The sequence below is a fragment of the Acinetobacter higginsii genome (genome assembly GCF_000369845.1).
GTDB lineage: Bacteria > Pseudomonadota > Gammaproteobacteria > Pseudomonadales > Moraxellaceae > Acinetobacter > Acinetobacter higginsii.
Genome location: NZ_KB850211.1, coordinates 495,966 through 521,491, shown reverse-complemented (window position 1 = coordinate 521,491; position 25,526 = coordinate 495,966). Strand labels below are relative to the sequence as shown.

Sequence of the window (25,526 nt, the reverse complement as noted above, 5' to 3'; positions counted from 1 at the left end):
TTCAATTTTGATGACACAAGAGTGACGCTTAAAAGTCACTCTTGTTACTTTGATTCATGATTTAGTTTTAACATGATTTTAACTGGCTTTGTTTTTTTCAGCCTGTCGAGCAATGACATATTGATTTTCTGGACGTGCCAAACCTAGGTTTTCACGTAAGGTCGTGCCTTCATATTCAGTACGGAATAGGCCACGGCGTTGTAGCTCTGGCACAATCAATTCAACAAAATCGTTTAACCCAGCAGGTGTGCTTGGTGGCAAAATATTAAAACCATCCGCGGCTTCATTTTCAAACCATTGTTGTAATTGATCTACAATCTGTTCAGGTGTGCCAATCAGTTGCCAATGTCCACGTGCACCCGCCACCCATTCATACAACTGACGGATACTGAAATTGTTTTTCTTGGCAATATCTGCAATTAGCGCAGGACGACTGACCATGCCTTGGCCTTCACCCAATTCAGGAAATGGACCATCCAAATCATAGCCTGAAAAATCAAAGCCGCCACTTAAGCCACTCAACAAGGCAAGCCCTGCTTCTGGATGAATCAGGTCCGTAAGCTGTTGGTATTTGGCACGCGCTTCTTCTTCAGTACGACCTACAAACGCAGAAACGCCCGGTAAAATTAAAAGTTCATCGGCTGAACGTCCATATTTGGCTAAACGACTTTTTACATCACGATAAAACTCTTGCGCATCTTCCAGCTTTTGATTGGCGGTAAAAATGACTTCGGCATAACGCGCTGCAAGATCACGTCCTGGCCCTGACTGTCCCGCTTGTACAATCACTGGATAACCTTGTGGTGTACGCGGCACATTCAAGGCACCTTTCACCGCATAGTATTTACCTTTGTGATTCGGATTATGAACTTTCTCAGGATCATAAAACACACCTGATGCCTTATCATGAATAAAGGCGTCATCCTCCCAGCTGTCCCACAGTTTTTTAATCAAATCAACATATTCCTGTGCGCGCTCATAACGCTCTGCATGTGGAATTTGTTGTTCATAACCGAAGTTAGCTGCGGCAGCTTCCGAAGCCGAGGTCACTACATTCCATCCTGCTCGACCATGACTGAGATGGTCCAAAGAAGCAAACTTACGCGCCAATAAATACGGTTCTTCATAGGTGGTTGATGCCGTAGCAATAAAACCAATATGTTTGGTCACCGTTGATAAAGCCGCAAATAGTGTGACAGGTTCAAAGCCCGCCACTTTATCGCTATACCCTGTTTTCTCAGCTTGTCCAAAATTAACGGCGAGACCATCTGCCAAGAAATAAGCATCAAATAAGCCTTTTTCCGCAAGTTGTACCTGCTCTTTAATAAAATCAAAATCCACTGCTTTGCTTGGTTGCGATTCAGGATGTCGCCATGCGGCAACATGTTGTCCAGTGGCAGGGATAAATGCACCTAATCGAATTTTTCTACTCATGTTCTGCTCCAAATTTGTTGTTAAACACAATTTATCTTTCACTGTGGTTAATACAAATTGAATGCCAGTTTTTTTATTTATAAATATTAAATACTTAGATCATGAAGTATTTCAGCGCTGCTTGAGCGACAACATTATTCTGTTGAGCAGGTGTTGCAGAATCAACACCTGCTCTTTTATTTGCAGCAGATATTGGCTTAGAACAGCAATACGATTGGAATCGCGTAAATAAACTGGATTAAGAGTGAACAGGTAGCGCGATACGAAACACACTATTATGATTCGGATTGCGATATTCAATTGTACCTTTATGTGCAATCACAATGGCATGTACAACCGCTAAACCTAAGCCAGTCCCACCAAACTCTTTATTTCTAGACTGTTCCAATCTAAAGAAAGGATTGAATAAATCCTGTTGATAATCCTCCGCAATACCTGGTCCTTCATCCTCGATTTGTAAGATCCATTCATCCGAGACTTGCTTTGAGGAAATTTTTAATGTGCCTGCATTGGCATAGCGAATTGCATTTTCAATCAAAGCAATCAAAACCTGCTCGATACGCCGACAATCACAACTTATAAATGTGGCACTGACCTCCAATACAGGAATAAGTTGAGCTTTTGCCAAGCGATCTTCGAACAGTTTTAAAACTTTCTCCGCATGCAATTTAAAATCAATCTTTTCATAATTTAATCTCAGCTGCTGATTTTCCACCAAGCTGAGTGTCCGCAGGTCTTCAACCAAATGTGATAAGCCTTCTACCTGATTGAGTAGGCTTTTAAATAATGCTTCATCAGGTTGGAACACCCCATTTAAAATACCTTGTAAGCGGCCTTGCAAAATCGTAATTGGGGTTCTCAATTCGTGTGCGATTGCAGCATTCCAGACCTGTGCATTTTCAACCGAACTTTCCAGCTGCTGCGCCATATGATTAAAATTCTGCATCAACTCAGCGATTTCAGTGGAATGAATTTGACTATCATCTGCCCGTGCGGAAAGATCACCCTGACTGATTTTCTTTGCTGCGTCTGCCAAGAAATTAATCGGCTTAATAAAACGCTGGGCCAAATGCATCCCGATAATGATCGAAATGACACCACCACAAAAAATTACCGTAGATAGCCAAATCCAATCGACAAAATGAAACTCGGTCCAATCTTCCTGCAAGGAACTTAAAGTGATCCAGCCCACATCAATGGCATAGTTATAAATAAAATAGCCAAGCAAAATAGAAAACAGCGTCACGCTTAAGTTCACGATACTTAATGCGATAAACAACTGTTTGCTAATACCTGACTTATTTTTCATTGGTTTTTTCCAATCAATTACCCTAACTTTCTCACATGATACGCTGATTTTTTTAGTGATTTACACACTTTTTCCACACATTCAAGATCATTGCTCCTCAAACCTTTCCAAAAATAGCAGCATCAACATTTTATTGATGTGACCAAAATGCAAAAACCAAAACTCAATCTACGCAAGAAAATAGGCTTCGTGCTTTTGGCCATAGTCATCGCTTACTGGCTTGCCTTTCCTATCGTTCCATTCTTAGACATCCCGCATAAAGCGTTGATCATGACGGCAATGGCGATTGGGGGTGAAATTCTACTGTTAATCGTGATTGCCTTATTGGGAAAAGAGTATTGGGCAAAGATTAAAAATGGATTTAAACGCTTGTTTAGATTCTTCAGGTCGCAGAACAAAAAATCGGATGGCTTAAATTAAAGCCATCAACTTTCAAAAAACGCTCATTCCACAGGATGATCGAGGCGATAACCGACCCCACGCACGTTAATCAACATCTGTTGCAAGCCGTGTTCTTCCAGTTTTTTTCTGAGCTTACTAACGTGGCTATCAACGGTGCGCTCTAAAGCATCACTATCAGGTAGGCAATGATTCAGCAGTTCACTTCGGGTAAAGACTTTATGAGGATGATCAATCATTTGTAGCAAGATTTTATATTCAGTCAGGGTTAAATTCAGCACCACCTTCTTATGCTGCTGATGAATATAGACACTATGAATATCGGTATTAATTTCAATATTTTTATAACTTAGATTTTTATTGGGTGCCTGCTGGCTTTGCTGAGCGCGTCGCAGCACCGCTTGAACACGCGCCACCACCTCATTCGGATTGAATGGTTTGACGACAAAATCATCGGCACCGATCCGTAATGCCATGACTTTATCAATTTCCTGATCCAATGCGGTGAGCATAATCACGGGGGTTTGCGTCTTTTGCCGAATTTTGCTTAATACTTCCCAGCCATTCAGTTCAGGTAATTTAATATCCAACACTATCAGGTCGATTGTTTGTGCAGCATGGATTTCAATCGCCTGTTTACCATTCATGGCACGAATCACGCGCATCCCTTCACGCTTAAGATAGTGCTCAATGATGTCCCCAATATCATACTCATCCTCTACCACAAGAATAAGTTTGTCATGGCAATCGAAAGAAAAAGAGTGCTCAAACATAACCATCTAAATCAATAAAACAATCGATTCATCATACGCTGATTTATCTGTTGATCTCCACACTTTTTCCACACTTCAGCGATGATCGTTACACAAAGTTCGAAAATAATGCCAGCATCAAAAACTCCCAAGGTTTGGACAGAATGCAAAAGCATCTATTACTTCCATTATTTTTATCTATCGGACTTGTGCTACAAGGCTGTGGTTCTGAGGAGACAAAGCCAGCAGAAACACCCCCTGCGAAAGTGAGCGTTTTAAATATTCAGCCGCAATCGGTGAACTTTAGCGAAAACTTGCCAGCACGGGTACAGGCTTTCCGAACTGCTGAAATTCGCCCACAAGTCGGTGGCATTATTGAAAAAGTGCTATTTAAACAAGGCAGTGAAGTTAAAGCAGGTCAAGCACTTTATAAAATTAACGCGGAAACTTTTCAGGCTGATGTGAATAGTAATCAGGCCTCTCTGAATAAGGCCGAAGCTGAAGTGGTTCGTTTAAAAGTTCAATTAGAACGCTATGAGCAATTGCTTCCAAGTAATGCGATCAGTAAGCAAGAAGTCAGTAATGCACAAGCTCAATATCGTCAGGCCTTAGCAGATGTTGCGCAAATGAAAGCTTTGCTTACCCGTCAAAACCTAAACCTTCAATATGCCACTGTTCGTGCCCCGATTTCGGGCCGTATTGGGCAATCTTTTGTGACTGAAGGTGCATTGGTCAGCCAAGGTGATGCCAATACTATGGCAACGGTACAGCAGATCGATAAAGTCTATGTCGATGTAAAACAGTCAATTAGTGAATACGAACGTTTGCAGGCTGCGCTACAAAGCGGTGAGTTGTCTGCCAATAATGAAAAAACCGTGCGCATTTCTAATAGCCATGGTCAAGCGTATAACGTCACCGCCAAAATGCTATTTGAAGACATTAATGTTGATCCTGAAACAGGTGATGTCACTATTCGTATTGAAGTTCAGAATCCGGAACGAAAACTTCTCCCAGGCATGTATGTCCGCGTCAATATCGACCGCGCTTCAGTGCCTCAAGCTTTGCTTGTCCCTGCTCAAGCAATTCAACGCAATATCAATGGTGACCCGCAAGTTTATGTGATCAATGCCAAAGGTTCTGCAGATATTCGCCCGATTGAATTGGGACAACAATATGATCAATTTTACATCGCCAATAAAGGTCTTAAAACAGGCGACAAAATCGTTGTGGAAGGTGTTGATCGTATTCAGCCGAATCAAAAACTTGAAATAAGCACCTGGAAAATACCTGCACCACAAGGAGCTCAATGATGATGTCACAATTCTTCATTCGCCGCCCTGTTTTCGCATGGGTGATTGCGATTTTCATTATTTTATTTGGGGTACTCAGTATTCCGAAATTGCCGATTGCCCGCTTTCCAAGTGTTGCACCACCACAAGTCAATATTAGTGCGACTTATCCAGGTGCTACACCCAAGACCATTAATGACAGCGTAGTTACCTTAATTGAGCGTGAAATGTCAGGGGTAAAAAACCTGCTGTATTATAGCTCAACTACGGATACCTCAGGTACTGCGGAGATTTCTGCGACCTTTAAACCGGGTACAGATGTGGATATGGCACAGGTTGATGTACAAAACAAAATCAAAGCCATTGAAGCACGGTTACCGCAAGTGGTTCGTCAACAAGGCTTGCAAGTTGAGGCATCGTCATCGGGATTCTTGATGTTGGTCGGAATCAATTCACCCAATGGAAAGTATTCCGAAGTTGATCTCAGTGATTATCTAGTTCGTAACGTAGTCGAAGAACTTAAACGTGTTGAAGGCGTTGGTAAAGTTCAATCCTTCGGTGCTGAAAAAGCCATGCGTATTTGGGTTGATCCCAATAAATTGGTGTCATATGGTTTATCGATCAGTGACGTTAATAATGCCATCCGTGAAAATAACGTCGAGATCGCACCAGGACGATTAGGTGATCTCCCTGCAGCAAAAGGTCAATTGATTACCGTCCCACTATCGGCACAAGGTCAATTAGGCGATGTTGAACAATTTAAAAATATCAGCCTAAAAAGTAAAACCAGCGGTAGCGTGATTAAACTTTCTGATGTGGCTGAAGTTGAAATGGGTTCACAGGCCTATAACTTTGCCATTTTAGAAGATGGCAAACCTGCTACTGCTGCCGCAATCCAGCTTAGTCCAGGCGCCAATGCCGTCAAAACCGCTGAAGGTGTAAGAGCAAAAATTGAGGAATTAAACCTGAATTTACCTGAAGGCATGCACTTCAGTATTCCTTATGACACCGCACCTTTTGTCAAAATTTCGATTGAAAAAGTGATTCATACCTTACTTGAAGCCATGGTACTGGTTTTCATTGTGATGTATTTATTCTTGCATAATGTTCGCTATACCCTGATTCCAGCCATTGTTGCACCGATTGCATTACTCGGTACATTTGCGGTGATGCTACTGGCAGGTTTCTCGATTAACGTCCTGACCATGTTTGGTATGGTGCTTGCGATTGGTATCATCGTCGATGATGCGATTGTGGTGGTCGAAAACGTTGAACGAATTATGGCGACTGAAGGACTTCCTCCAAAAGAAGCAACTTCCAAGGCTATGAAAGAAATTACCAGTCCGATTATTGGAATTACCTTGGTCTTGGCAGCGGTGTTCTTACCGATGGCCTTTGCCAGTGGTTCGGTCGGCATTATCTACCAACAATTTACCTTAACCATGTCAGTCTCAATTCTGTTTTCAGCATTATTGGCATTGATCCTGACCCCTGCACTGTGTGCCACAATTCTTAAACCAATTGATGGCCATCATCAGAAGAAAGGCTTTTTTGCATGGTTTGATCGCAGCTTTGATAAAGTCACTAAAAAGTATGAGTTGATCCTACTTAAAGTGATTAAACATACCATTCCAATGATGGTGATCTTTGTAGTGATTACCGGCCTTACCTTTGCAGGTATGAAGTATTGGCCTACAGCATTTATGCCAGAAGAAGACCAAGGCTGGTTCCTGACGTCTTTTCAGTTACCATCAGATGCCACTGCTGAAAGAACGCGAGGCGTGGTCAATGAATTTGAAAACAGTCTAAAAGACAATCCAAATGTTAAAAGTAACACGACCATCATGGGTTGGGGCTTTAGTGGTGCAGGTCAAAACGTGGCTGTGGCTTTTACCACATTAACCGACTTTAAAGACCGTACGTCGACAGCAACTGAAATGACCAATGCGGTTAATGCCACGATGGCACACAGTAAAGAAGGTGCAACAATGGCGGTATTACCTCCTGCCATTGATGAACTTGGGACTTTTTCGGGCTTTAGCTTACGCTTACAAGACCGTGCCAACTTGGGTATGCCTGCACTTTTAGCTGCCCAAGACCAGCTCATGGAAATGGCCGCCAAGAACAAAAAGTTCTATATGGTATGGAATGAAGGCTTACCGCAAGGCGACAATATTTCTTTAAAAATTGACCGTGCAAAATTGAATGTTCTGGGTGTGAAGTTCTCTGACGTTTCTGACATCATTTCAACGTCAATGGGTTCAATGTATATCAACGATTTTCCAAATCAGGGACGTATGCAACAAGTGATCGTACAGGTCGATGCCAAATCACGGATGCAACTCAAAGATATTTTGAATCTGAAAGTGATGGGTTCAAATGGGCAATTGGTTTCTCTGTCTGAGGTGGTGACACCTCAGTGGAATAAAGCACCACAGCAATATAACCGCTATAACGGTCGCCCATCGTTGAGTATTGCAGGGATTCCGAATTTCGATACCTCATCAGGCGATGCTATGCGTGAAATGGAAAACCTGATTGCTAAATTGCCAAAAGGCATCGGTTATGAATGGACAGGTATTTCCTTACAGGAAAAACAATCTGAATCTCAGATGGCCTTTCTGCTGGCGTTATCAATGCTTGTCGTGTTCTTGGTCTTGGCAGCGCTTTATGAAAGTTGGGCCATTCCCCTTTCCGTGATGCTGGTGGTGCCACTCGGTATTTTCGGTGCGATTGTGGCGATTATGTCCCGAGGTATGATGAACGATGTATTCTTTAAAATTGGTCTGATTACCATTATTGGTTTATCCGCCAAGAATGCGATCCTGATTGTCGAATTTGCCAAGATGCTGAAAGAAGAAGGTATGAGTTTAATTGAAGCCACTGTTGCTGCAGCAAAACTCCGTTTACGCCCGATCCTGATGACCTCACTTGCCTTTACTTGTGGTGTGATTCCATTGGTCATCGCTTCTGGTGCCAGTTCAGAAACCCAGCATGCCTTAGGTACAGGTGTATTTGGCGGCATGATTTCAGCGACGATTCTGGCAATTTTCTTTGTCCCAGTGTTCTTTATTTTCATTCTGGGTGCAGTTGAAAAGCTGTTTTCCTCGAAACAAAAAAATCCATCTTAAATGACATAGAGCAGAGGGAATCAATGGGTTTCCTCTGACTCCTCCTCAGTATCTATCCTCATCTTATTTGGAGAAGACCATGTCTAAAGCGACTGTCTTATCTCGTGGCCTGCTAGTCTCTACGCTTTCGATTGCCTTAACTGCATGTATGAATCTGCAGGCACCAAAACCTGTGATCAAATCGGATATTCCACAAAATTTTTCTCAAACCACAACTGGAAATTCGATTGCCAATCAAGGTTATCAACAATTTTTTTCTGACCCGCGCTTATTACAAGTAATTGAAATCAGTTTAAATCACAACCGTGATTTACGTACTGCAACACTGAATATTCAGCGTGCCCAACAGCAATATCAAATCAGCAAAAATGACCAGTTACCTACTATTGGGGCAAATGCCAGTGCTGTTCGACAGGTGAATCCATCTGCGAACCCAAGCAATCCTTATTCAACTTTTCAAGTCGGTCTAGGGATGACGGCTTATGAGTTAGACTTTTGGGGTCGTGTACAAAGTTTAAAAGATGCGGCCTTAAATAATTACTTTGCGACCCAAAGTGCCAGAGAAGCCACTCAGATCAGTTTAGTCAGTCAAGTCTCGCAAGCTTGGTTGGATTATGCCTTTGCTCAGGCCAACCTTAATCTTGCAGAACAAACCTTAAAAGCACAACTTGATTCCTATAACCTGAACAAAAAACGTTTTGATGTCGGTATTGATAGCGAGGTTCCACTGCGTCAGGCACAAATTTCAGTTGAGACTGCACGAAATGATGTTGCCGCCTATAAAACCCAAGTGTCGCAGGCTCAAAACTTACTCAATTTACTGGCTGGACAAAATGTTCCTCAGCAGCTCTTACCGAATCAAGCTGTAAAAATGATTAGTACTGAAACCACATTTGCAACTGGTTTAAGTAGTGATTTACTGAATAACCGCCCCGACCTCAAAGCGACTGAATATCAATTACGTGCTGCTGGAGCCAATATTGGCGCAGCCAAAGCACGTATGTTCCCTACGATTAGCCTGACAGGTTCAGCTGGCTATGCCTCAACCGAACTTAAAGATTTATTTAAATCAGGTGGCTTTGCTTGGTCAGTTGGACCAAGTATCGACCTGCCTATTTTCGATTGGGGGACGCGTAAAGCCAATATTAAAATTTCAGAAACTGAACAACAAATTACACTGGCAGATTATGAAAAAGCCATTCAATCCGCTTTTCGTGAGGTCAATGATGCGTTGGCTGCACATGCCCATATTGACGAGCGTTTAGCGGCACAACGCCGTTTGGTCTCTGCCACTGAAACCACTTATAAATTATCCACGGCTCGATTTAGAGCGGGGATTGATAGTTATCTGACCGTGTTGGATGCACAACGTTCTGCTTATGCAGCACAACAAGGCTTACTGATGCTTGAACAAACCAAGTTGAATAATCAGATTGAATTGTATAAAGCTTTAGGCGGTGGATTATCTCAGCATTCATAAACGCTTAAGTCTGTTATTGGGGGCTGATTTTTACATATTCAGCCCTTATAGTATTGAGCTTTAAATGAAAAATAACAGTTGATCTATGTTTACACTTTCGATTACACCCAGATTCTATGAAACCGATGCTTTTGGACATATCAACAATACTGTCATTACAGGCTGGTTTGAAACTGCACGTGAACCTGTTTTTCGCTTATTCAACCCAAGTATGGAAATCAAAAATCTACCTTTGATTCTCGCTCGGGTTGAAGTTGATTTTGTTGCACAAATCTATTACGGCGCGGATATCGAAATCAAAACATGGATTGAGCATATCGGCAATTCTTCTTTTATTGTGGCGCATGAAGCTTGGCAAAATGAGCACTGCGTTGCACGTGGCAAAGCGGTTCAGGTGTATTTTGATTTCAGCACGCAAAAATCAGGTCGTATTCCAGATCAATTCCGTGACCCGTTGCAACAATATCTGATAAGCCAATAAAGATTTTCCGCTGAAATAAACCGATTGATTTCAGCGGATTAAACTTATTCGCCTAAATCTTCGAGAAAATCAAAGGTCGGTACAAAGAATAGGCTACCTGAAACAGCGGTACTAAAATCAAGTAGGCGGTCGACATGACCATTTTCCTTGCCAAGGAACATATTTTCAAGCATGGTTTTGGTGATATTAAAAGAGCGTGAATAACCGATAAAGAAAGTACCGTATTCCCCCTCGGACGGATTTGAAAACGGCATATTGGCTCTGAGAATTTTCAACTCATTGCCCTCTGCATCATGGGCTTTACTGACAACGTTATGGGCATTGAGCGGCTTGACATCATCCCCTAGCTCCACATCATCATACTTTTTACGACCAATCACTTTCTCCTGCTGTTCTGTGGTCAGCCCTTTCCACATCTCCATGTTATGCAGATATTTTTGGATAAACACATAACTGCCGCCAAGAAATTCAGCATCTTCCGAACCAACATAGGCAATTTCTTTGGCAATTTCATGCTCAGGATTCTCTGTACCATCCACAAAACCAAGAATGGCACGACCATCAAAGTATCTAAAACCTTTGGTCTCGCTAATTGGGTAGGTATCTTCTTTTAATTGCTCATGCAAAATTGAGGCAAGTTCATAGCAAATTGCCATTTGATTGGCGCGAATATGAAAGAATAAATCGCCTGTTGTTGCGACCGCAGTATGCCGTGGCCCTTTGATCTCTTGAAATGGCGCAAGTTCTTTCGGCTTATTTAAATCAGGAAAAAGTAAATCCCAAGCATTTGAGCCAATTCCCACCGAAGCACTAAAATGACTATTCGGAAAACGATTGGTCAGACTGCGTACCAATGCGGAAAAATTCGCAAGAAAATCAATTACACCTGAATGATCAGGATTGCTATTGATTCCGAGTACGATAAATAAAGCATTTTCACCTGAAAGATTATTGATCACAGGCTGAGGTCTTAAAGGTGTATTCATAATATTTGGGAATAAAAAACTTAATGCTCATATCCTACACAAATCAATGCATTAGAGATCAGACAAATCACAAATTTTTACCATTATTCGGTATATAAAACAAAGCTCTCACCACGGCAAAAACTGGCTAATGTGAGATTTAATTGTTTTGCCATCTCAATTGCCATACTGGTGGGTGCCGAAATGGTCGCCAATAGACCAATATTGTATTGCGCACATTTACGAATCAGCTCATAACTGGCACGGCTGGTCATCACCACAAAACCATCTGCAACATTCATTTTCTGTTCAGCCAAGTAACCTAATAATTTATCCAAGGCATTGTGCCGACCAACATCTTCAAATAACGCTACGATTTGCCCTTTCACGACCCATGCTGCGGCGTGTGCTCCACCAGTGAGTTCACTGATTTTTTGTCTGACTTTTAATTGAGCAATCGCATTTGGAATTTGGCTTAACCATGTCGAAGAAACGTGGGTACTCACCGCAGGTAGATTTGCATAGAGTTGCTTTAGACTTTCAATACCACATAAGCCACAACCTGTACGCCCGACCATCATACGTCGATGCTCTTTTAAAGCCATGAAAGCACGGGATGAAATGGTCATGTCCACTTCAACCCCCAATTCATTTTGACGAATATCGAGTGAATACAACTCGCTTAAACTTTGTAATATCCCTTCCGAGAGACTAAAACCTTTGGCAAAGACCTCAATATCCGATGGTGTTGCCATCATCACGGCATGTGAAATACCATTATAAATTAAGGCAACAGGATACTCTTGGACAATATAATCCAGTTCATTTTCAGAGACATCGCGATGGAAACGATGCACTTGCATCGTTTCATAACCTCGTGTTTTTGTATCCACACTTACCTCATTTGCATCACTGATTCGAGCTATGCACTACTGACGCGTTCATTAGCATGCTCAGGGTCAACTTCAACATTCAAATTAAAATGTGCTGGTGCATTACCTGCATGCAAAATCACAGGTATGCTTTTAGACGCTGGAATTTTGGCGTATTTATCATGACTACCCAAAGCCACCAATGGATTGGTTTCTGGATAATAAGCCGCTAGACTGCCTTGTGGAATGTTATATGGCACAATACGGAAACTATGTACAATCCGTTTCACACCATCCGAGAATACACTCTCAATATCAACCCATTGGTCTGCTTCAAAGCCCGCTGCATCAATATCTGTTTGATTCATAAACAACACACGGCGTTGCCCGAATACACCGCGATAACGGTCATCCAAACCATATAAAGTGGTGTTGTACTGGTCATGCGAACGAGTGGTCATCAAGGTATAAACCTGCTGTTCACTATAAGCGGCTGCATATTGGTTTTCTTTGTCTTCGTAAACTTCGGCCAGTGGTGTAATCAAAAACTGGGCTTTACCACTTGGTGTATTCCAGACATGCTGATTGGCAGGATGTTCTAAATGGAAACCACTTGGTTGATAAACTCGTTGATTGAAATCATGAAATTCATCAAAAACCTCGGCAATCGAATCACGAATACGGTCATAACTTTCGATATACCAACGCCATTTCACCTTACTCTCAGGTAGAGCGGCTTCCGCCATACGCGCCACAATATCGGGTTCAGACAAGATATTTTCAGAAATCGGTGGATTACGTCCTGCTGAAAGATGCACATTCGACATCGAATCTTCCACCGAAATTGCTTGTGCGCCATGCACTTGCATATCTACTTCAGTACGCCCTAAGCAAGGTAGCATCAACGCATCTTTGCCACAGACCAGATGGCTACGATTCAACTTGGTGGTAATGTTGACAGTTAAATTACAACGGCGTAATGCTTCTTGGGTATAAGGTGTATCAGGCGTTGCGACCGCAAAGTTTCCGCCCAAACCAATAAAGACTTTTACATCACCTTCATACATCGCCTTAATGGTATCCACCACACCAAAACCATGTTTACGCGGTGACTTGATGCCAAATACCCGATCAATACTATCTAGCAAGGCTTCACTTGGGTTTTCATTAATTCCCATGGTTCGGTCACCTTGCACATTACTGTGTCCACGCACTGGACAAAGACCAGCCCCTGGACGACCAATATGTCCTCGTGCCAGCATCAAGTTCGCCAACATATGAATATTGGCTGTACCATGACGGTGTTGGGTAATACCCATCCCCCAACAAAAAATAGCAGTTTTTGCATCCAGATACATCTTGGCAATTGATTCTAAATGCTCAGGTGAAAGTCCAGTATGTTTATGAATTTCAGACCATTCAGTACGATCTATCTCCGCCAGCATCTCATCAAAACCAATGGTATTCATTTCAATGAAGTTACGATCAAAAACGCTTGCTTTTCCTTTCGCAAGCGCCTTTTTATCCCATTCCAGTAAATGCTTCATCACCCCAAACATCAGGGCATAATCCCCTCCAATTTTGGGCTGGAAGTAATAACGACTAATTGGAGTACTGCCATTGGTCATCATTTCTAGCGGCGCTTGTGGGTCTTGAAAACGCTCTAAACCACGCTCTTTAATAGGATTAATGGCAACAATATTACCACCACGACGCGAAACCTCTCTTAAGGTTGCCAACATCCGTGGATGGTTGGTACCTGGATTATGCCCAAAGCTAAAAATAGCATCTGCTTGATCAAAATCATCCAAAATAACCGTGCCCTTACCTAAACCAATCGCATCTTTTAAGCCAACACTGGTGGTTTCGTGGCACATATTGGAACAGTCTGGAAAATTATTGGTGCCGAAACTGCGGACAAATAATTGGTACAAAAAAGCGGCTTCATTACTGGCACGACCAGAGGTATAAAATGCCGCTTGATCAGGATGATCAAGCGCCTGTAGATGTTTGGCAATCAACTGAAAAGCTTCATCCCAAGAAATCGGTACATATTTATCCGAGACTGGGTCATAACGCATCGGGTCAGTTAAACGACCCAAATCTTCCAGATAGAAATCATTCTGTTCAGCGAGCCAGCTCACGGTATGCTGTGCAAAAAATTCAGGTGTTACCGTTTTACTGGTTGCTTCGAAAGCCACTGCCTTGGCACCGTTTTCACAGAAGTTAAAGGCATGCGCATCTTTCTTCTCAGGCCATGCACAGCCCGGACAGTCAAAACCAGTCGGCTGATTAATATTGAGTAAGGTGATTGAACCTTTTTTTAAAATATCTTGCCTTTTTAGGTTTCGGGCGACACTCAGTAATGCGCCCCATCCACCTGCGGGTTGGGTATAGGGTTCAATTCTGGCAAAACTGGTATTTTCTTGCTTATGAATGGTTTGTTCTGAGTTATCCATCATGTTGCCCTCATCTGAGCTATTTTTTAACATTTGCTACAGATAGGATTAACATGAATTGTGCTTCTTTTCTATTCTTGATTTGTCTCATTCGATCAATTAGAGCGTTAAAATCTCTCTTGATTTTAACAATTACAACCAAGCCCAAAACAAAAAAAACTTACTGGCAAGTGCTCAAGATCACCAGTAAGAGAGAAAAAACAAGCTTCGGATTAAAAAATAGTTATTTATTTGATTGAACTGTTGATTGTACATGAGCAGCATTTTGCTTCTGTTGCGACGGCATATAATCAGGTTGGTTGCTCACAGCCAGAAAGAAAAAGACTAAGAATAAACAACCCAATAAAATACTGATTCCAACCGCAAGGTATGGGAATTTTGATTGCTGTTGAGACATGAGCTCTGCTCCTATTGAAAGACTAAAACTTAATTCATAACAATTACATGGTGGATAAAGCCTTAAAACTAGCGCCATTTTGAATACGGGTTTGCATGTATTCGGCATAGACCGATAACTTTTCAAAAATATGTTCCGAATAGAACATATCCTCGATTAAATGAGCCGCTTGGGCTGGGCTAAACTGACCAATCTTCGCGACTAGATTTGCATTAAGACTGGAAAACAAAGTACACAGGTTTTTATGTGCTTCATCTTTGTTTTTAAATAGCAGTTTGCGCGTATTAATCAATTCATCATTGAGCATGCTTGGCCTACGATCAGCATCAATCACATCAATTTTTACATCAAAATACTCTTCTAGGATCTGAATCTGTTGCTGATCTAAGGATAAATGCGTGACCAAAAAAATATGAAAAACATCTGTACGACACAGTGCCTTGACTAAACAACGGAACAGAAAATCTTGCTCTGCTTTTGCATCATCGACCAGCTCGATATACAGTTTTAGGCTATGAATCACATCTTCGATTTTAAGATTGACGCTTTTATCGGCTTGATAGTATTGATTCAATATCTTAAGTACAGAGGACGAGACTGGCGTGGTATAAATCACCGGCTGATTTAAATTGGCAATCATAAATGGTGCAAATAAATAGGCGAGATTATTGTCATTTTCCACTATTTCAGCTTGAGCAATATAAGCGACCTTCTCCTTAGAAAAATCTCTCAGTACCTTGCCTCTTAATAAGGTTGCTTCAAGATTTACATATTCAAGACTTAGCTGTTGTTGTACTGCTTGCGAAGGGACTTTGCTTTGAAAAAGCTGAGTCAACGCATTAAGTTCTTTAGTGATAAACATAGTCATACGCCATTCAGTCCGAATTAGTGTCATTCAAACGACTTACAATGCTTGATCAATATTTAACACACTGCATCGTTGCTTGATGCTATTTTGAATCAGGTACAAACAACTGAATAGCTACAGAGTTTCGCTAAAAAAATATAACAGATCATTTATGGACACCCCATCTGTTATAAAAAAACAAAAAGAAATTGTACCTACTCATATACAACAGAAGATTAGATGATGAATAAAACTTAAATCGCTTTTAAATATTCAAGCCACAGCTTTTTCAGGTTCTGCTTATTTTCAAACATTTAAGTCCATTCTTTCACATTTTCCTAGCGACTGCTTTTGCTGGTCTGTTATAGGAGAGGATATATGGATCTCGGTCTCACTGCTTTAGAATTAGCCCGAATACAGTTTGCATTTACTGTTTCATTTCACATTATCTTTCCCGCCACCTCGATTGGTCTCGCCTGTTTTCTGGCCATGCTGGAATGGAAATGGCTGCGTACTCAAAACCCCATTTATAAAGATTTATTCAAATTCTGGATCAAAATCTTTGCCGTGGCCTTTGGGATGGGTGTGGTATCTGGCGTGGTGATGAGCTACCAGTTTGGTACCAACTGGAGTGAATTTTCCCGTATTGCGGGAAGCGTGACTGGCCCTTTGCTCACTTATGAAGTATTGAGTGCTTTCTTCTTGGAAGCGGGCTTCTTGGGCATCATGCTGTTTGGTTGGGGACGAGTCAGCCCCAAAGCCCATTTCTTTGCCACCTTGATGGTTGCCATCGGCACCTGTATTTCCATGTTCTGGATTCTATCCTCCAACAGTTGGATGCAGACGCCGCAAGGTTTTGCGATCGAGAATGGCATTATTGTGCCAACCGATTGGTGGGCGATCGTATTTAATCCCTCCTTCCCTTATCGCTTTGCGCATATGGCCGCTGCTGCATTTTTAGTGTCTTCCTTACTGGTGGTGGGTACTGCTGCATGGCATCTGATCAAAGGCCGTCGTGATGAACTGATCAAAAAATCATTTTCAATGGGGCTTTGGATGGTGCTGGTCACTTCCTGCTTGCAAGTGGTGATTGGTGATAATCATGGCTTAAATACCTTGAAGCATCAGCCGGCAAAATTGGCCGCAATGGAAGGTCATTGGGAGACCAATTATGATGAAGGAATGCCACTGTACTTATTTGGCATTCCAGATATGCAAGAAGAACGTACCAAATATGCAATTGCTATTCCAAATCTAGGCAGTCTGATTTTGACTCATTCTATGGATGGTACAGTCAAAGGCTTAAAAGACTTCGCCCCAGAAGACCGACCAAACTCAACCATTGTGTTTTGGAGTTTCCGTGTCATGGTCGGACTTGGCATGTTAATGGTACTGCTTTCATTTATTGCCTTATGGCTGCGTAAAAAAGGCAAGCTTTATGGTTCATCTTGGTTTCATAAATTCGCTTTTGTCATGGGGCCTACAGGCTATGTCGCCTTACTGGCGGGATGGGTCACCACCGAAGTTGGCCGTCAACCTTGGGTAATTTATGGGGTGATGCGTACCAAAGATGGTTTGTCGCATACAGTAACTGCCGATCAAGTCGGTATCAGTTTGATCATTTTCGTGGTGGTCTATGCCATCGTGTTTGGTAGCGGTATTTATTACATGCTGAAACTACTGAAAAAAGGTCCTGAGTTTATTGAAGCGATTGATCTTGAGCCAGCCGGCCATGGACACTTCAAAACCCCAATGCGTCCTTTAAGTGCGGTCGATGAAAGCATTGATCAGCAAGACCCAAACAAGGAGAAGCACCATGATTGATTTATCTCTGATTTGGGTCGGTATTATCGGTCTTGGTGTTCTGATCTATGTCATTCTGGATGGTTTTGATCTCGGTATTGGCATTCTGTTCCCTTTCATCAAAAGCCGTGAAGAACGTGATGTGATGATGAATACTGTCGCACCGGTCTGGGATGGTAATGAAACATGGATGGTGCTTGGTGGTGCAGGTTTGTTTGCGGCCTTCCCATTGGTCTATTCAACCGTTCTTTCAGCCTTATATATGCCGATTACCTTGATGGTGATTGCATTGATTTTCCGTGGCGTTGCCTTTGAGTTTCGTTTTAAGGCCAATCGCACCAAACATTTATGGGATCAAGCCTTTATCTGGGGTTCAATTCTATCCAGCTTCCTGCAAGGCGTAATTCTAGGTGCTTATATTCAGGGCATCCAAACCACCAATGGTATTTTTTCAGGTTCAGGTTTAGATTGGTTCACTCCTTTCGCCTTATTTACCGGACTGGGTGTGGTTGCCATGTATGCAGCGCTCGGTTGTGGCTGGTTGATTATGAAAACCGACCATGAGCTACGAGATCAGATGTATGCACTGATGCCTAAACTGATCATGCTGCTATTTGTGGTTTTTGCAGGTGTCAGTCTCTATACCCCACTGACCCATCCTGAAATTGCAGCGCGTTGGTTTGCCTTGCCGAATCTGCTGTATTTTAGCCCTGTGCCCATCTTAGTACTGCTATTTACATTCTTGATTTTAAAAGCATGTAAACAGCGTCAGGACTTTAAACCTTTTATTTATACCTTGGCACTCGTGTTCTTGGCCTTTACTGGATTTGTGATCAGCCTCTGGCCGAATATCATTCCACCATCGGTCACGATTTGGGAAGCAGCAGCACCACATTCTAGTCAGAAATTTGCATTGGTTGGTGCGGTAATTCTGATCCCGATCATTATCGCCTATACCATCCTATCGTACTGGGTGTTTAGAGATAAAGTACGGGTTGGAGATACGGGTTATCACTAAGGAGCAGCTTTGCATGAAAATTAAATCTCTGCATTTAAGCCAAACGCAATGGTTTATAATCTTATGGTTAGTTGGTTTTTTTGCACTCGCCATCATTGCAGGTCTCTTTAGACTGCTATTGATGTTTGCTTATTAAAAAAGAGATGGAGCAGCTTGCATACCAAGCTGTTCCATCAAGATGGATTCACTTTACTTTATGTATAAATCAGAACAATTAGCGCACAACCTGAAACTTCTCATTGAAAATGGATCATGGCAGCCGCACAGCAAACTTCCTTCTTTACGTGAGCAAGTACAACGATCAGGGTTTAGCTTAATTACCGTGATGAACGCTTACCAAGAACTGGAAGCGCAAGGATTGATTTATTCCAAAGAAAAGTCAGGTTATTTTGTCGCAGAGCAAAATAATATCCAAATTCCACAAGCTTATTCGGTGGTCTCTTTAAACCCCAAAATTGAAATTAACTCCTTGGTGTTTAAATACCTGAAATCGATCCAATCCAAACAGGTCAGCCCACTAGGCTCTGCATTTCCAGATAGTCAGTTACTCTATCCACCCAAACTGATTCAGATCATGGGACAACTTTCCCGCAATCGCCATAGTTATGATCAAACCACCAACCTACCGCCTGGGAATTTAGCACTCAGAAAACTCATTGCTCAACGCTATTGTATGCAAGGGATTCCAACCGATGCAGATGACATTGTCATTACATCTGGTGGTTTAGAAGCTTTAAATCTCTCCCTGCAAGCGATTACTCAACCAGGCGATTATATTTTATTGCAGCAAACTATCTTCTATGGCGCATGGCAGGCAGCTGAACGTTTGGGGCTCAAGGTGATTACCCTCCCAGAACATCCACAACATGGCTTTGATATCGAAGCTTTTGAACAAGTCATTAAAAACTATCCGATCAAAGTGTGCTGGTTTATGTTGAACGCACATAACCCGATTGGCTTTACCGTCAGCGATGAGATCAAATATAAAATTGCCAAGCTGTTGCATGAACATCAAATTCATTTGATTGAAGATGATGTTTATGAAGAACTGTTTTATGGCAATCAAAAGCCGCTACCCATGAAGTATTTTGATCAACAGAATCTGGTGTTGCACTGCTCTTCTTTTTCCAAAACCTTGGGTTCAGGGTTCCGTATGGGATGGGTCTATGCTGGCAAATTTTCCGAACATATTCAGCATTTGCAATTGATGAGCACCATTTCAGCCAATGCGCTGATCCAGAATGCGCTGGTGGAGTTTCTCTCCCATCATCATTATGAAAAGCATCTAAGAACGCTTAGACGGGCTCTGGAAAAGAATAAAAAACAATTCTTTCAATATCTCAAACAACATCTACCGAAAGACTGTAAGGTCTATAACTATCCAAGTGGCTATTTTCTCTGGATTCAGTTACCAGACAAAGTCAGCAGTATGCAAATCTATGAGCAGCTTATTCAACATCAGATCGGAGTTGCGCCAAGCCCTTTATTTAATGTGTTGCCCTCACATCAACATTTTATTCGTATGAATTGTTCCTTCGAATGGACCGAACAGATTCAGCATTCGCTAGAACGCTTTATTGAAACGGTTCAGTTGGCGATGTCGGATGAATCGGCCTTGGACAAATAGCTTTTCCGATACTGACTCGGTGTTTGCCCAAACATTTTTTTAAAGGCGCGAATAAAATTAGTGGCTTCTTCATACCCCACCAGAGCTGCAACATCCTGAATACTATATTGTGGCTGTTGCAGTAACTTTTTGGCTTGACTAAAACGTACCTCAGCCAAAATCTGTAAAAAAGTAGTTCCTTGTGCCTGTAAATGTCGCTTGATGGTTCGTTCAGACATATTCAATCGCTGTGCAATCAACGCTAATGTCGGATATGTATTACCAGCTTTATACAGCAACTCAGAACGAATACTTTTCTGCAGGTCGCGTGCCGATTCTTTGAGTAATTTCAATTTGTCATTTTCGCAATACAATAATGCCTGCTGGAATGCGACTTGATCAGCATTGGGATTTTTACAATGCAGATATTGCTTGGGAAAACGCAGGCCATTGCGTTGCTGGTTAAAATGAATCTTGATCTGAGATAAATCGATACTTTTATAATTCTGTGCATCAGCCCAATCAACAAAGACCTCACAACGTTCAACAATGTTTTCAGAAAACAAAGCTAAAAAATGAATCGCCCCAAATAACAAACTTTCAATCATAAACTGCCGTAATTGATCAGATTGCTGCTCATTGCCAAATTTAACAGGATGTACACCATCCAAATAGACATAGACAAAGTCTGCATCTATGTACGATTCAGGGGTGAAGTTCTGGATTCGTGTACAGAAATACTGCTGGCACAGCGTTAATGCAGTTTCAACATCCGTACAGCTCAGAAATGCAAAACCTAAGGCTCCATGTGAAGTGGGACGTAATTTAAAACCATATTCAATCCCAAGCCGTGGATTCCCCGTCAGCCTTAAAGCATTGACCACCAGCTTTGACCATTGATGGGCACTCATTTTGGCATCGGCTTGTTTCATTTCTGTCAGCACTAATCCTGTGCCAGATAAAACTGTTTCAATATCAATCGCATAATCATGCACAATTTCTAATAATAGATGTGCATAAGAAACCGAGATGGTTTCTTGAAACAATCCAAAAGGATCTCGCATCGCACATCCACTGTCCTAAAATGATCATCAATATGGCATAGTCACACCTATTGTGCGAGTGTTTTATTCGAAATAATGACTGCAATCAATCAACCATCGCAGAATGAGGAAGCGCTTCAATGACCACCATGACGCTTGATCAACAGCAGTCAATTTATGTTCTCACCTTAACCAATGGCGATCAGGACAATGTCTTAAATCAAGATGTGCTGAATGAATATATCGAGATCTTTGATGAAATCGAGCGTCATTCGCATAATGCTTGCCTAGTCATTCAAAGCGACCATCCTAAAACATTTTGCAATGGCTTAGACCTCGCTTGGTTAATGCAGCAATCCATGCAAGATAAAAAAGCTTTTACCACGCAACTGGAAAATATGCTGCTACGCTTGGCCTTGCTTAACCTCCCTGTCATTGCGGAAATTAATGGCAATGCTTATGCAGGTGGTGCAATCTTGGCATCTGCATGTGATTTTCGCTTGATGCGAGCAGATAAAGGACGTTTTTGCTTTCCTGAAGTCAAACTGACCATTCCTTTTACCGACTGTATTGCAGAAATTGTGCAACTCCTTCCTAATCAACATGCCATTTGGGAAATGTCCTTAACAGGCAAATCTATGACTGGGATTGAGTGCTTAGACGCACATGTGGTTCACCAGCTTCATCCTGCCGAATCATTAAATGCTGAAGTCTTTAAGTTTGCAGAAGAAATGTCACAAAAGCATCGTCTAACCTACGCCGTGATCAAACGTCAGTTGCGCCATCGTATTGTTGAGATTGCCAAACAGCGACAACTCTACAATCCAGAAAAATTTGCACATCCTTTTATGATTTAACGACATATTGATAAAAATTAAATATAGGACATCGACATGAGTAATATGCAAGGAAAAACCATTTTTATTACGGGTGGCAGCCGCGGAATTGGCAGAGCCATTGCGCTGAAAGCAGCTCAAGCTGGGGCAAATGTTGTCATTGCGGCAAAAACTGAAGTGGAAACAGCCAAATTAACTGGCACGATTTATAGCGTCGCCGAAGAGATTGAAGCTGCTGGCGGCAAAGCACTGCCCTTACTGTTAGATGTACGAGATGAACAGCAGATCCATGCCGCCATGCAACAAGCAGCCAAAAACTTTGGTGGTATTGATGTATTAATAAATAATGCAGGTGCGATTGCGCTCACGGGTGTCGAAGCCACTTCATTAAAACAATATGACCTGATCCAAAGCATTAATCACCGTGCAACCTTTATTTGTACGCAGGCTGTCTTACCCTATCTCAAACAAGCTGAACATCCGCATATTTTAAGCTTATCGCCACCTGTGAATATGTCACCAAAATGGTTGGGGATGCTCTCGCCTTATGCCTTGTCTAAATATGGTATGACAATCCTAACTTTGGGTATGGCAGAAGAATTTCGTCACTATGGTATTTCATGTAATACGCTATGGCCTGAAACCTATATCGCTACAGCAGCAGTGTCGAAGAACTTAGGTGAGGAAAATACGCGTCAATTGAGTCGTAAACCGGAGATCATGGCGGACGCTGCTTTTGCAATTTACAGTACGGTCAAAGGTGAACTAACGGGACAAAGCCTCACAGATGAACAAGCACTGGCACGGATCGGGATCACTGATTTCGCTCAGTATGCCTGTGTCAGTGGCAACACCCAGCTACAAAAAGATTTCTTTCTGGATTGATTCAGCAATAAAAAACGACCTTAAAGTTTACACCTTAAGGTCGTTTCAAAAGCACAGCTAAAGTAAGTGAGTATTCTCTAATGCAACTTCATAGAAAGAACTCTAAAATTTATTTAAAAAATATACTTCTCTAATCCTACACCCAAGAGTAGAAGACATGTACCGAGAATTCCTGACAAAATAACCAAATAATGAAGGTAGAAAAACACTGGAGAGCTCTTCAATAATTCATTTAACTGAGAGTCACCTATTTTTTGATATACATTATTTCCATAACGGGCTTTAAAAGAGGTATCAAACTTTATATTTAGTATTTCCCTCCAATATGCACTAGGTAACATACTTAAATAAAAAAAATCAAATGGCTCCATCAATCTTTTAAATTTTTTCTCATCCTTATATACAATTTTACATATTTCTTTTATATAAATGTTGCTATAAATATAAAGACTTATGAAGAATATCCATAATAACAAAAAGAAAAACAGACCTATTAAGCTAATAAATAAACCTGGTCTATCTTTAGACATGGACAATAAAATTCCCAACATTATTTATTCCTAACGCCATCAATATAGTCATAGGCTTCACCTACACTTGCATCCAGCACCTCCATGTACTCTTTCTTTTATGAACAATAAATCTAGTAACTTCTAAAGGATTGAGAGTTCATACTTACAAGTATTTCTCTAAGAAGTAAGCAAAAAAAAGAAGCAATGTACCTAAAATTCCTGATAATATAAAAAAATAGTGAAGAAAAAAGAAAAAAGGATAGTTTTTCAGCAATTCCATTAATTGGGAATCATCTATTCTTTGGTATACATTATTTCCATATAAAGCTTTAAATGAGGTATCAAACTTTAAATTTAATATTTCCCTCCAATATGCACTGGGTAACATACTTAGATAAAAAAAATCAAATGGCTCCATCAATCTTTTAAATTTTTTCTCATCCTTATATACAATTCCACATATTTCTTTTATATAAATATTTGTATAAACATAAAGACTTACAAAAAACACCCATAGTAAGATAAAAAATAATAAACCGATCATTCCCACAAACGTTGATGGCTCAGCTTTATATAATTTGACAATAAAATCTATCATTTATTTTCCATTGTCCTCTCAATTAAATCATAGGATTTTCCAGCAAAATGACCTGCAAGTTCTGTTGTGGCTTTTCCTGCTACCATCGCTGAAGCAGCAACAATCCCAATAACAACTAACCCAGCCCCTCCTGTGGCTAAACCTACAATTAATACTCCCGTTCCAATCCCAAAACCAATTCCAACCCCAACTTTAGTTGTCTCAACAACTGTGGTTCTCGCCTTATCCTCTGGTGCTGCTTCATAAACAGCAACACCAGAACTAACCACATCCGCCGCAATCGACATATAACCTGCAATTTTCAACTGACTGGCAAATTTTCCAATTTCACCCATTTTTTTCACATAATCTTTAATCCCGCCTTGATAGCTACTGTCTCTTACAAATGCAGATTGACTCAGCATTCGACGCATATTATTGGTTCGAATCGATTGATCCCATCTTAAAAACCTTTTTACCGATTCCTGATCTAGCTGATTATATAGGCTGGCGTATTTTTGTTTGAATCTGGCAAAATTTTTCGGATTTGCAAGCCCTGAACCGCTGGCTCTTTCTTCCGCAAATTTTTGTGCAAGTTCACCATGAATTCGATATATTCGAGTTGCTTGCCCTTCCACCATCACTAAAGCTGCATCAGCCGCCATTTTCTGCTCAAAAAAACTGTCCTTCTTTTCATCTTGATCAAATAAGATGGTTAAAGGATGTTCATTGTCATTTAATACTTTTTTTCCAACAATTTTTGTATTTTCGCGTAATAGTGCATCATAGAAAAATTCATAATTCTGAGCAAAAAATTCGGCATCAAAATCTTTATCCTTTTTCATTTGCTCCAGATTTTGTTGGGCTTGTTGTGCCTGTTTTTTATATTCAGATAATTCCTTCGCCGTGGTTGAATTCGCAATAATGACCACCTGCCCAGGCTGTAAAACCCCCATGGAAACGAGGTTAGATAAATGCGGGTTATTTGCCTTTAAAATTTCCCAGTCTTTTGCACTCAATGGTTTTTTAAAAATACGCTGTGACCACGTCATCACGGGTTCAGCTTTTTTAATGAGATACCATGCAACTTCACCATCATGAATCTGGATTTCTTTTATATTTTCCTTAGCTTTTACTGTTGCTTCAACAGTCGTTTTAAACTCAAATAGACTCCACTTATTGGGCTCAGGATATGCTTTGGCTGTAACAGTTTTGATGACCTCACCACGATATTTAATTTTATACATCAACAATCGATTGGGTTGATAGATATGAAACCATTTGCCAAAACCATGATCGTCAAAATTTCCCTCGTCTTTAAAAACAGTCTTGCCAAGTTCTCGGTTCACAACCAAGAACTGAAAGCTGAAATCTTTAAATTGTAAGGGCGGCTTGAGCTTAAATTGCAATCGGGAATAATGTGTTGCCATA

General features: G+C 41.2%; 23 protein-coding genes. 11 read left to right on the top strand and 12 right to left on the bottom strand.

The annotated features are described in order from the left end of the window. Nucleotides 1–78 precede the first annotated feature (78 nt). Together F885_RS17475 and adeS are read right to left on the bottom strand one after the other, a co-directional pair. Nucleotides 79–1,434, bottom strand: a complete 1,356-nt coding sequence (locus tag F885_RS17475) for an LLM class flavin-dependent oxidoreductase (RefSeq protein ID WP_004806291.1) — start codon at nt 1,432–1,434, stop codon at nt 79–81. Between the two features lie 238 nt (nt 1,435–1,672). Continuing rightward, entirely contained in the window at nt 1,673–2,743 is a 1,071-nt protein-coding gene (adeS, locus tag F885_RS17480) for a two-component sensor histidine kinase AdeS (RefSeq protein WP_005313059.1), read from the bottom strand. 147 nt (nt 2,744–2,890) lie between these two features. Between adeS and F885_RS17485 the strand changes: the two genes are divergently transcribed. Beyond that, nucleotides 2,891–3,163 (top strand): transporter suffix domain-containing protein, encoded by a 273-nt coding sequence (locus tag F885_RS17485; RefSeq protein ID WP_005313056.1) that lies wholly within the window; start codon nt 2,891–2,893, stop codon nt 3,161–3,163. 23 nt (nt 3,164–3,186) lie between these two features. Here the strand turns inward: F885_RS17485 and adeR are convergent, their stop codons facing one another. Beyond that, a complete protein-coding gene (gene adeR / locus F885_RS17490) occupies nt 3,187–3,915 on the bottom strand; it encodes an efflux system response regulator transcription factor AdeR (protein WP_005313054.1) in 729 nt (242 codons plus the stop codon). Nucleotides 3,916–4,058: 143 nt separating this feature from the next. Between adeR and F885_RS17495 the strand changes: the two genes are divergently transcribed. The 4 genes from F885_RS17495 to F885_RS17510 all read left to right on the top strand — a co-directional run bounded on the left by F885_RS17495 (nt 4,059) and on the right by F885_RS17510 (nt 10,275). Then, nucleotides 4,059–5,204: an efflux RND transporter periplasmic adaptor subunit gene (locus F885_RS17495; protein ID WP_005313051.1), complete on the top strand. Its 1,146-nt coding sequence runs from the start codon at nt 4,059–4,061 to the stop codon at nt 5,202–5,204. Further along, nucleotides 5,204–8,314 carry an efflux RND transporter permease subunit gene (locus tag F885_RS17500; protein ID WP_005313048.1) on the top strand — a complete coding sequence of 1,037 codons (3,111 nt, stop codon included), beginning with the start codon at nt 5,204–5,206 and terminating at the stop codon, nt 8,312–8,314. The genes F885_RS17495 and F885_RS17500 overlap by 1 nt, the downstream gene beginning before the upstream one ends. 79 nt (nt 8,315–8,393) lie before the next feature. Further along, complete coding sequence (gene adeC, locus F885_RS17505; RefSeq protein ID WP_005313045.1) at nt 8,394–9,794, top strand: AdeC/AdeK/OprM family multidrug efflux complex outer membrane factor; 1,401 nt, start codon at nt 8,394–8,396, stop codon at nt 9,792–9,794. Between the two features lie 85 nt (nt 9,795–9,879). Then, nucleotides 9,880–10,275 carry an acyl-CoA thioesterase gene (locus F885_RS17510; protein WP_005204501.1) on the top strand — a complete coding sequence of 132 codons (396 nt, stop codon included), beginning with the start codon at nt 9,880–9,882 and terminating at the stop codon, nt 10,273–10,275. 44 nt (nt 10,276–10,319) lie between these two features. Here the strand turns inward: F885_RS17510 and F885_RS17515 are convergent, their stop codons facing one another. From F885_RS17515 to F885_RS17530, 5 genes are all read right to left on the bottom strand, one after another. Next, complete coding sequence (locus tag F885_RS17515) at nt 10,320–11,261, bottom strand: Dyp-type peroxidase (RefSeq protein ID WP_005313041.1); 942 nt, start codon at nt 11,259–11,261, stop codon at nt 10,320–10,322. A gap of 83 nt (nt 11,262–11,344) precedes the next feature. Next, the gene (fdhD, locus tag F885_RS17520) at nt 11,345–12,133 is read right to left on the bottom strand and encodes a formate dehydrogenase accessory sulfurtransferase FdhD (protein WP_032858907.1); all 789 of its coding nucleotides are present in this window, start codon (nt 12,131–12,133) and stop codon (nt 11,345–11,347) included. Nucleotides 12,134–12,162: 29 nt separating this feature from the next. After that, nucleotides 12,163–14,571 (bottom strand): FdhF/YdeP family oxidoreductase, encoded by a 2,409-nt coding sequence (locus F885_RS17525; RefSeq protein ID WP_171068189.1) that lies wholly within the window; start codon nt 14,569–14,571, stop codon nt 12,163–12,165. A gap of 223 nt (nt 14,572–14,794) precedes the next feature. Then, nucleotides 14,795–14,968: a cbb3-type cytochrome oxidase assembly protein gene (locus F885_RS20985; protein ID WP_005204510.1), complete on the bottom strand. Its 174-nt coding sequence runs from the start codon at nt 14,966–14,968 to the stop codon at nt 14,795–14,797. A gap of 43 nt (nt 14,969–15,011) precedes the next feature. Next, nucleotides 15,012–15,830 carry a hypothetical protein gene (locus F885_RS17530; RefSeq protein ID WP_017402353.1) on the bottom strand — a complete coding sequence of 273 codons (819 nt, stop codon included), beginning with the start codon at nt 15,828–15,830 and terminating at the stop codon, nt 15,012–15,014. A 363-nt stretch (nt 15,831–16,193) separates the two neighbouring features. On the opposite strand from F885_RS17530, the gene F885_RS17535 reads away from it, so the two are divergent. Genes F885_RS17535 through F885_RS17545 form a run of 4 tightly spaced genes read left to right on the top strand, consistent with a single transcriptional unit; the run spans nt 16,194 to nt 20,263 of the window. Next, nucleotides 16,194–17,639, top strand: coding sequence for a cytochrome ubiquinol oxidase subunit I (locus tag F885_RS17535; RefSeq protein WP_005313030.1), 1,446 nt, complete (start codon nt 16,194–16,196; stop codon nt 17,637–17,639). Beyond that, nucleotides 17,632–18,636 (top strand): cytochrome d ubiquinol oxidase subunit II, encoded by a 1,005-nt coding sequence (cydB, locus tag F885_RS17540; RefSeq protein ID WP_005313028.1) that lies wholly within the window; start codon nt 17,632–17,634, stop codon nt 18,634–18,636. Before F885_RS17535 ends, cydB begins: the two co-directional genes overlap by 8 nt. A 13-nt stretch (nt 18,637–18,649) precedes the next feature. Then, nucleotides 18,650–18,772, top strand: a complete 123-nt coding sequence (locus F885_RS21330; RefSeq protein ID WP_005154018.1) for a hypothetical protein — start codon at nt 18,650–18,652, stop codon at nt 18,770–18,772. A gap of 60 nt (nt 18,773–18,832) precedes the next feature. Further along, nucleotides 18,833–20,263: an aminotransferase-like domain-containing protein gene (locus F885_RS17545; RefSeq protein ID WP_032858906.1), complete on the top strand. Its 1,431-nt coding sequence runs from the start codon at nt 18,833–18,835 to the stop codon at nt 20,261–20,263. Here F885_RS17545 and F885_RS17550 read toward each other — a convergent pair. After that, complete coding sequence (locus F885_RS17550) at nt 20,224–21,306, bottom strand: helix-turn-helix transcriptional regulator (protein WP_005313021.1); 1,083 nt, start codon at nt 21,304–21,306, stop codon at nt 20,224–20,226. The genes F885_RS17545 and F885_RS17550 overlap by 40 nt on opposite strands. A gap of 119 nt (nt 21,307–21,425) precedes the next feature. Between F885_RS17550 and F885_RS17555 the strand changes: the two genes are divergently transcribed. Next, entirely contained in the window at nt 21,426–22,142 is a 717-nt protein-coding gene (locus F885_RS17555; RefSeq protein ID WP_005313018.1) for an enoyl-CoA hydratase/isomerase family protein, read from the top strand. A 36-nt stretch (nt 22,143–22,178) separates the two neighbouring features. Further along, entirely contained in the window at nt 22,179–23,006 is an 828-nt protein-coding gene (locus tag F885_RS17560; RefSeq protein WP_005313014.1) for an SDR family oxidoreductase, read from the top strand. 113 nt (nt 23,007–23,119) lie between these two features. Here F885_RS17560 and F885_RS17565 read toward each other — a convergent pair whose 3' ends face one another. The 3 genes from F885_RS17565 to F885_RS17575 form a co-directional block, all read right to left on the bottom strand. Beyond that, complete coding sequence (locus tag F885_RS17565; protein WP_005313011.1) at nt 23,120–23,557, bottom strand: hypothetical protein; 438 nt, start codon at nt 23,555–23,557, stop codon at nt 23,120–23,122. A gap of 124 nt (nt 23,558–23,681) precedes the next feature. After that, nucleotides 23,682–24,116, bottom strand: coding sequence for a hypothetical protein (locus F885_RS17570; RefSeq protein ID WP_005313008.1), 435 nt, complete (start codon nt 24,114–24,116; stop codon nt 23,682–23,684). Continuing rightward, nucleotides 24,113–25,525: a hypothetical protein gene (locus F885_RS17575; protein WP_005313005.1), complete on the bottom strand. Its 1,413-nt coding sequence runs from the start codon at nt 25,523–25,525 to the stop codon at nt 24,113–24,115. The genes F885_RS17570 and F885_RS17575 overlap by 4 nt, the downstream gene beginning before the upstream one ends. Between the last annotated feature and the right edge of the window lies 1 nt (nt 25,526).

What these genes read in the sequence shown, in the direction of transcription:
- cydB (WP_005313028.1), top strand. Translation starts at nt 17,632, where the DNA reads ATGATTGATTTATCTCTGATTTGGGTCGGTATTATCGGTCTTGGTGTT.
- F885_RS17530 (WP_017402353.1), bottom strand. Translation starts at nt 15,830, where the DNA reads ATGTTTATCACTAAAGAACTTAATGCGTTGACTCAGCTTTTTCAAAGC.
- F885_RS17475 (WP_004806291.1), bottom strand. Translation starts at nt 1,434, where the DNA reads ATGAGTAGAAAAATTCGATTAGGTGCATTTATCCCTGCCACTGGACAA.
- F885_RS17510 (WP_005204501.1), top strand. Translation starts at nt 9,880, where the DNA reads ATGTTTACACTTTCGATTACACCCAGATTCTATGAAACCGATGCTTTT.
- F885_RS20985 (WP_005204510.1), bottom strand. Translation starts at nt 14,968, where the DNA reads ATGTCTCAACAGCAATCAAAATTCCCATACCTTGCGGTTGGAATCAGT.
- adeC (WP_005313045.1), top strand. Translation starts at nt 8,394, where the DNA reads ATGTCTAAAGCGACTGTCTTATCTCGTGGCCTGCTAGTCTCTACGCTT.
- F885_RS21330 (WP_005154018.1), top strand. Translation starts at nt 18,650, where the DNA reads ATGAAAATTAAATCTCTGCATTTAAGCCAAACGCAATGGTTTATAATC.
- F885_RS17560 (WP_005313014.1), top strand. Translation starts at nt 22,179, where the DNA reads ATGAGTAATATGCAAGGAAAAACCATTTTTATTACGGGTGGCAGCCGC.
- F885_RS17565 (WP_005313011.1), bottom strand. Translation starts at nt 23,557, where the DNA reads ATGTTGGGAATTTTATTGTCCATGTCTAAAGATAGACCAGGTTTATTT.
- F885_RS17485 (WP_005313056.1), top strand. Translation starts at nt 2,891, where the DNA reads ATGCAAAAACCAAAACTCAATCTACGCAAGAAAATAGGCTTCGTGCTT.
- F885_RS17535 (WP_005313030.1), top strand. Translation starts at nt 16,194, where the DNA reads ATGGATCTCGGTCTCACTGCTTTAGAATTAGCCCGAATACAGTTTGCA.
- adeR (WP_005313054.1), bottom strand. Translation starts at nt 3,915, where the DNA reads ATGTTTGAGCACTCTTTTTCTTTCGATTGCCATGACAAACTTATTCTT.
- F885_RS17555 (WP_005313018.1), top strand. Translation starts at nt 21,426, where the DNA reads ATGACCACCATGACGCTTGATCAACAGCAGTCAATTTATGTTCTCACC.
- F885_RS17500 (WP_005313048.1), top strand. Translation starts at nt 5,204, where the DNA reads ATGATGTCACAATTCTTCATTCGCCGCCCTGTTTTCGCATGGGTGATT.
- F885_RS17495 (WP_005313051.1), top strand. Translation starts at nt 4,059, where the DNA reads ATGCAAAAGCATCTATTACTTCCATTATTTTTATCTATCGGACTTGTG.
- F885_RS17525 (WP_171068189.1), bottom strand. Translation starts at nt 14,571, where the DNA reads ATGGATAACTCAGAACAAACCATTCATAAGCAAGAAAATACCAGTTTT.
- adeS (WP_005313059.1), bottom strand. Translation starts at nt 2,743, where the DNA reads ATGAAAAATAAGTCAGGTATTAGCAAACAGTTGTTTATCGCATTAAGT.
- F885_RS17515 (WP_005313041.1), bottom strand. Translation starts at nt 11,261, where the DNA reads ATGAATACACCTTTAAGACCTCAGCCTGTGATCAATAATCTTTCAGGT.
- F885_RS17575 (WP_005313005.1), bottom strand. Translation starts at nt 25,525, where the DNA reads ATGGCAACACATTATTCCCGATTGCAATTTAAGCTCAAGCCGCCCTTA.
- F885_RS17545 (WP_032858906.1), top strand. Translation starts at nt 18,833, where the DNA reads ATGTATAAATCAGAACAATTAGCGCACAACCTGAAACTTCTCATTGAA.
- F885_RS17550 (WP_005313021.1), bottom strand. Translation starts at nt 21,306, where the DNA reads ATGCGAGATCCTTTTGGATTGTTTCAAGAAACCATCTCGGTTTCTTAT.
- F885_RS17570 (WP_005313008.1), bottom strand. Translation starts at nt 24,116, where the DNA reads ATGATAGATTTTATTGTCAAATTATATAAAGCTGAGCCATCAACGTTT.